The 6,025-nt window shown below is 53.5% G+C and carries 6 protein-coding genes; 5 read left to right on the top strand and 1 reads right to left on the bottom strand.

From position 1 onward, the window contains the following. On the bottom strand, positions 1 to 735 hold a 735-nt coding region (locus tag MKMG_RS10240), incomplete at its 3' end, for an anaerobic ribonucleoside-triphosphate reductase activating protein (protein ID WP_371415217.1). Positions 736 to 857: 122 nt separating this feature from the next. Here MKMG_RS10240 and MKMG_RS10235 point away from each other — a divergent pair. The 5 genes from MKMG_RS10235 to MKMG_RS10215 form a co-directional block, all read left to right on the top strand. Next, complete coding sequence (locus MKMG_RS10235; RefSeq protein WP_165077758.1) at positions 858 to 1,475, top strand: type I 3-dehydroquinate dehydratase; 618 nt, start codon at positions 858 to 860, stop codon at positions 1,473 to 1,475. A gap of 70 nt (positions 1,476 to 1,545) precedes the next feature. After that, on the top strand, positions 1,546 to 2,148 hold the full coding sequence (locus MKMG_RS10230) for a 5-formyltetrahydrofolate cyclo-ligase (protein WP_165077757.1): 603 nt from the start codon (positions 1,546 to 1,548) through the stop codon (positions 2,146 to 2,148). Positions 2,149 to 2,290: 142 nt separating this feature from the next. Then, entirely contained in the window at positions 2,291 to 4,762 is a 2,472-nt protein-coding gene (locus MKMG_RS10225) for a CDC48 family AAA ATPase (RefSeq protein ID WP_165077756.1), read from the top strand. An 18-nt stretch (positions 4,763 to 4,780) separates the two neighbouring features. Next, positions 4,781 to 5,245 (top strand): Hsp20/alpha crystallin family protein, encoded by a 465-nt coding sequence (locus MKMG_RS10220; RefSeq protein ID WP_165077755.1) that lies wholly within the window; start codon positions 4,781 to 4,783, stop codon positions 5,243 to 5,245. Positions 5,246 to 5,296: 51 nt separating this feature from the next. Then, the coding region (locus MKMG_RS10215; RefSeq protein ID WP_165077753.1) for a class 1 fructose-bisphosphatase at positions 5,297 to 6,025 on the top strand (729 nt) is incomplete at its 3' end.

Raw genomic sequence — 6,025 nt, 5'->3', positions numbered from 1 at the left:
ATCAGCGATGATGATCTGGCCGTTTTTATAGGTGACTTCACCATCATCACGTGTGCGTATACGGACAGGACGCTGAATTTTATCTGCAAGGCCCTTCAGTTCATTGAATGACAGGGGGGTAAGGCCACCGGAAACGCCCTGGTTTAATACAAAGTCAACATCAGGCACCTCCCGGGAGATATATGCCACATCATCCTCACGGCCCGGAAAGAGCGTGACTACTACCTGAAACTCAGAGAGAGCTCCTGCCAGATATGCCTCCCTGCAAAGGGCAAGTGAGCGCTGCACCTTTGCAGTCACCTCAGGTTTCACCTTCAGCAGTTTGGGATAATGTTCCCATCGTGTTTTGATATCCAGATGAACCAGGTCGATGAGCGAATGCTCGATAAGTGCCTCCAGGGTATCAGGAAACACACCATTCGTCTGGACACCAACCTTAAGACCCATTGCACGGCAGCCTTCGGCAAGCGCTACCAGTGCATCTTTCTGCATCGTCGGTTCGCCGCCGGAGAATATGACCCCGGATATGAGCATTCTGGATGAGTGGATCATATCAAGAATCTCAGTCACAGGACGAGGGTCCGAACCTCCCTGAAGTTCGGTGTTATGGCAATAATGACAGTGAACCGGACAGCCACGCAGAAAAACCGTGCAGACCGACCGCCCTCTCCAGTCAACAGTACTTATCGGGACAAATCCTCCAAAATTTACGTTCAACAGACCACCAGGTAGCATATATGTTCGGGCGGAATTCATTTGAAGGTTTCAATTCTCTCAATGCAGGTGTCCACCTGACGGATGCACACCATACTTAATGTCGCCCGGACACAAAGGCTGTAAAGACGGAAAATACAGTCATGAAGACGGTTGTGGCCCTGACAAATCCGGCGGATATTGATGCAGCTGCCGATTCTGGGGCGGATTATATTGAACTGCGCATCGATCTCTTCCGTGCAGAACCGGAGGGAGTCTGCCAGAGAGGCGACGTGCCCTTTATTGTAACACTCAGGAGCAGTGCCGAGGGAGGGACGTTTTCCGGCAGCCCGGCTGAGTGGTGGAAAATTGTTGAACAATGGTGCCCGTACGCGGCATATATTGACATCGAACAGCGGTTTTCAGCGTATGCCCGCGAGGTCCAAACGCGCGGGCCGGGTGTCATCGCATCCCTCCACCTGCCCGACACCCCTGATGCCGATACTCTGCGCGCATATGAGGAGAGACTCAGGGCGTATGGCAACATCCCGAAAATAATCACGACACCACATTCAAAAGAGGACCTGCTGCGCCTGCTGAGTCTCACGGCTGCCGCTGCCGGATCAATATGCACCGGAACCATGGGAAGAGAGCTGAGATACGGCAGGGTTCTTACCGGTCTCTTTGGATCAGAGATGGTATACTGCCACTTTGGCACGCCCACAGCAGAGGGACAATACCATATCAACGAAATGCAGGAGATCATTCACCTGCTTGAATAAAAGGCAGAAATACCATTTTACCAGAACCATTCAGGAATATACCCTGAGATATACACAGGACACATACACCATGGACACAACAGTATCCACCAAAGAGAGACTGCGCCAGGCACTGCGTCTGCGCAGACAGGAGATCACACCGGAACAGTATGCCGCACGCAGTGCAGAGATAACAGAACACCTCCTGAAGATCTTAGCGCCCTTTGATAGAATCCTTGTCTACTCTTCCAAACCCCCGGAAGCTGATACCCGACCGCTCATCACCGCACTGCTTGAGGAGGGGAAGCATGTCATTGTGCCCATCATCCAGCGTGAGGACTGCAGCCTCAGGTTCTCGTATATCAGGACAACGGATGTGCTGGTGCCAGGCACATTCCATGTGCCCGAGCCTGTAGGGAATGAAATCCCGGCAGACCCGGCAGACATAGAGGTGGCACTGATTCCGCTCCTCGGATTTGACGCCGGCGGCAACCGCATCGGGTATGGTGCCGGATACTATGACCGGTTTCTTGCACAACACATTCATTTTCCAACCGTGGGTGTCGCATTCGCCGTGCAGGAATGTGAAAATATTCCCAGTGAACCAACCGACCAGACTCTCGACGCAGTCGTGACAGAGTCCGGACATACCATCATCTCCAAACACCCTGATCTGCACCAGTTAACCGGATAACACGATTAGAAACGGTCATTTGAGCCTCATTTTTTGTATCAGACCTGCCAGTTCAGAGTATACCAGTTTACATAGTGCGTGCAAAAATATAAATATTGCATTACCCTTACCATTAGTAAATATACTTGAGGAGGTTGCACATATGACATCATTATCACCAGCAGAGGTTACCGTAAAAGAAGCAGCACATGAAGACGCCGGGCGTGGCATTGCACGCATCAGTACGGATGTAATGAACACTCTCGGGCTGCGAAGCGGTGATGTGATTGAGATATGCGGCCGCGAGAAGGCCGCAGCCATCATATGGCCGGGATTCCCTGAAGACCGCGGAAGGGCCATCATCCGCATTGACGGGAATATCCGGGGCAATGCCCATGCGGGCATTGACGAGAAGGTACGTATACGAAAGGCCGAGGTGCACGAGGCAACAAAAGTGGTCATTCAGCCGACACACCCGGTCCGCCTCAGCGGATTTGAACAGTCGTTTGCACGGATGATTGCAGGCCGTCCGGTTGTCGAAGGCCAGCAGTTCCGTGTCGCCCTCCTGGGCACCACGCTCACGTTTGTTATAACAAAGCTCTCTCCGAAGGGCGTGGGCATTGTGACACAGAACACTGACGTGGAACTCAAAGAAGAGCCTTACAGCCCAAAGGAAGGGAAGAAGGCAACAGATGTGCCTGACATTCACTATGAGGACATCGGCGGCCTCGGACGTGAACTCGATCAGGTCCGTGAGATGATCGAACTCCCGCTGCGCCACCCGGAAATTTTTGAGCGCCTCGGCATTGAACCGCCCAGGGGTGTGCTCCTCTATGGGCCGCCGGGGACAGGCAAGACCCTGATTGCCAAGGCGGTAGCAAACGAGGTGGATGCGCACTTCATCAGCCTTTCAGGCCCTGAAATAATGAGCAAGTATTACGGTGAATCCGAGGGGAAACTCAGGGAGGTCTTTGAAGAGGCACAGGAGAATGCACCGACCATCATCTTCATTGATGAAATCGATTCGATTGCCCCCAAGCGTGCAGAGACCAAAGGTGAGGTTGAACAGCGGGTGGTAGCGCAGCTCCTTTCACTCATGGACGGACTGAAGGGCAGAGGTCAGGTCATTGTCATTGCCGCAACAAACCTGCCGGACAATATTGACCCCGCACTCAGGCGCGGAGGCCGGTTTGACCGGGAGATTGAAATTGGCATCCCTGACAAAAAGGGCCGGCTTGAAATCTTCCAGGTTCACAGCCGCGGTGTCCCGCTTGACCTTGAGTCTGTCACACTCACAGAAGAGGATCATGCGGCAGAGGGGGAAGGAAGTAGTGACGAGGAACGCCGCCGGAAGAAGTTCCTTAAACCCTATGCGGGGTCTACTCACGGGTTTGTCGGTGCCGACATCGCGCTTCTGGTAAAGGAGGCTGCGATGCATGCCCTGCGCAAGAGTATGGCAGGCATCCGGATGGATGAGGAGATACCGCTTGAGATCCTTGATACCCTGCGGGTAACACGCGACGACTTTGAGGCAGCCCTCAGCAATGTCGAGCCGTCTGCCATGCGCGAGGTGCTCGTTGAGATTCCGGAGGTCACCTGGGATGATGTGGGCGGCCTTGAGGACGTCAAAGCTGAACTCACAGAAGCTGTTGAATGGCCGCTGAAGTACCCGGAGGTCTTCGAGCGGCTCGGCACACGCCCTCCGTCCGGCATCCTGCTCTTCGGTCCGCCCGGTACCGGCAAGACCATGCTTGCAAAGGCAGTCGCAAACGAGAGTGAATGCAACTTCATCTCCGTAAAGGGCCCGGAACTCCTCTCAAAGTGGGTCGGAGAATCAGAGAAGGGCATCCGGGATATATTCCGTAAGGCACGCCAGGCAGCACCGTCTATCATCTTCTTTGATGAGATTGACTCACTGCTTCCGCGGCGGGGCAGTTACGAAGGTTCGTCCCATGTCACCGAGAGTGTGGTCAGCCAGATCCTGACCGAACTTGACGGGCTCGAAGAGCTGAACAATGTCACCATCCTTGGTGCAACAAACCGGCCGGATATGCTCGACGAGGCAATGATGCGCCCCGGCCGGTTTGACCGTGTCGTCTATGTACCCCCGCCCGACAGAGATTCACGCAGGAAAATTTTTGCCGTCTACATGGACCAGGATGAATCAGTCCTTGCAGGCGACGTCGACACAGAGGCACTGGTGGACGCAACGGAAGGGTATGTCGGTGCAGATATCGAGGCACTCATCAGGGAGGCAAAACTCGGTGCAATGCGGGAGTTCATCACTGCAATGGCAAAAAAGAACGACCCTGAACGCTGTGACGCCCTCACAAATGTCCGGGTGACAAGGCAGCACTTTGAAGAGGCGATGAAGAAAGTGAAGGCAACCCTTGACCGGGAAGCCATTGAAAAGAACGAGCGGCTTGCATGGAGCATCATCTACAATGAGGAAGAGCGTTCTGTTCTGGAAAAGGCAGGCTCGGTGCTCACCCGTGCAGGATTCGGCCACCAGGATAATGCAGCAGTCCAGAAGGCCAGAAAAACGCTCAGAAACGCCACATTCGGGAAGAAGGAAAAGGACTTCCCCGCAATAAAAGAACAGACCAGAACCCTTGAAAAGCTTCTGGAATCCTGAACAAAACAAGTGAATATCATGACAGAAGAAACGGACGAGCGAGTCAACCAGTACACAGAACTGATACGCAGACTCTTTGAAGAGGCAATGAAGACAGGCGAGATGCTGACCGGAGAAGTGAATATCATCATCGCTGCAGCGTGCCAGCCGAAAGATATGGAAACGGAGGCTCAGCATGAGAGAGGTCCGGCCACACGCGAACCGGTCTTTGAACGCCATGAACACCAGGACAGCGTGACCATCACAGCAGAACTTCCGGGCACGGTTTCTGAAGATATCAGCTATACCCTCGACGGGAAAGTGCTCAACCTCTCTGCACGTACAGGTGGCATCATCTACCGCGCGTCATACCTGGCAGAAGAGGCGGCGCAAAAAACCCTCACCCACACATTCAAAAACGGCGTAATCGAGTTCACTTACAAAAAACAAGAGAATATACCCGGAGAAGAGACCTCCGTACCCGACAGCAGAGATGAGGCCTGATCACGGGAAATAGGGGAACGGATAATTACCACTGCAGATATATCACGATGCATGAAGACCCTGCGGCAATACCTCGATGAGACTGCATGTGAGGAACCGCTCAAAGACCTCATTGAGCTCATCGCCTACCAGTCTGTTCCCATCCGGGATGCATTCATTGACAACCAGTCGTATGCAGGAACGGAGAATGCCTACGGGGAAGAGCAGGCAGCCCTTGACAAATGGGCAGACAGTCATCTCATCTCCGTTCTTGGAAAATCCGGTTTTGTAAAGGCAATCGCATCAGAGGAGCAGGCAGATATCGTCCGGTTTCCCGATGCATTTGGTGATTACGCAGTGGTGATGGATCCGCTTGACGGATCATCCCTGATTCAGGTCAACCTCGCAGTCGGCACGATAGTCGGCATATACCGGGGAGGGGATGCCCTGCAGAAAGGAGAGGATCTGGCAGTTGCCATGTATATGCTCTACGGGCCGATGACCGTCCTTACCATCACGGTGGGAGACGGCGTATTCACCTTTGCCATCAATTCAGAAGGCATCTTTGTGCTCCTGAAAGAGAACATTCAGATACCCGAAGGAACGCTCTTCGGAAGCGGCGGTATCCGGAACGAATGGCTTCCGGGGCACCAGAATTTCATCAGCCTCTGTGAGCAAAAAGGCGGGAAACTAAGATATTCCGGTTCATTTGTCGCCGATTTCCACCAGATCCTGACATACGGCGGAATCTACTGCTACCCGGCAGCCCGGGGAAAACCCGAAGGAAAACTCCGGCTGGTC

Origin of the sequence: Methanogenium sp. MK-MG (genome assembly GCF_009914725.1) — an archaeon.
Taxonomy (GTDB): domain Archaea; phylum Halobacteriota; class Methanomicrobia; order Methanomicrobiales; family Methanomicrobiaceae; genus Methanogenium.
This window is presented reverse-complemented; position numbering and strand designations above follow the sequence as displayed.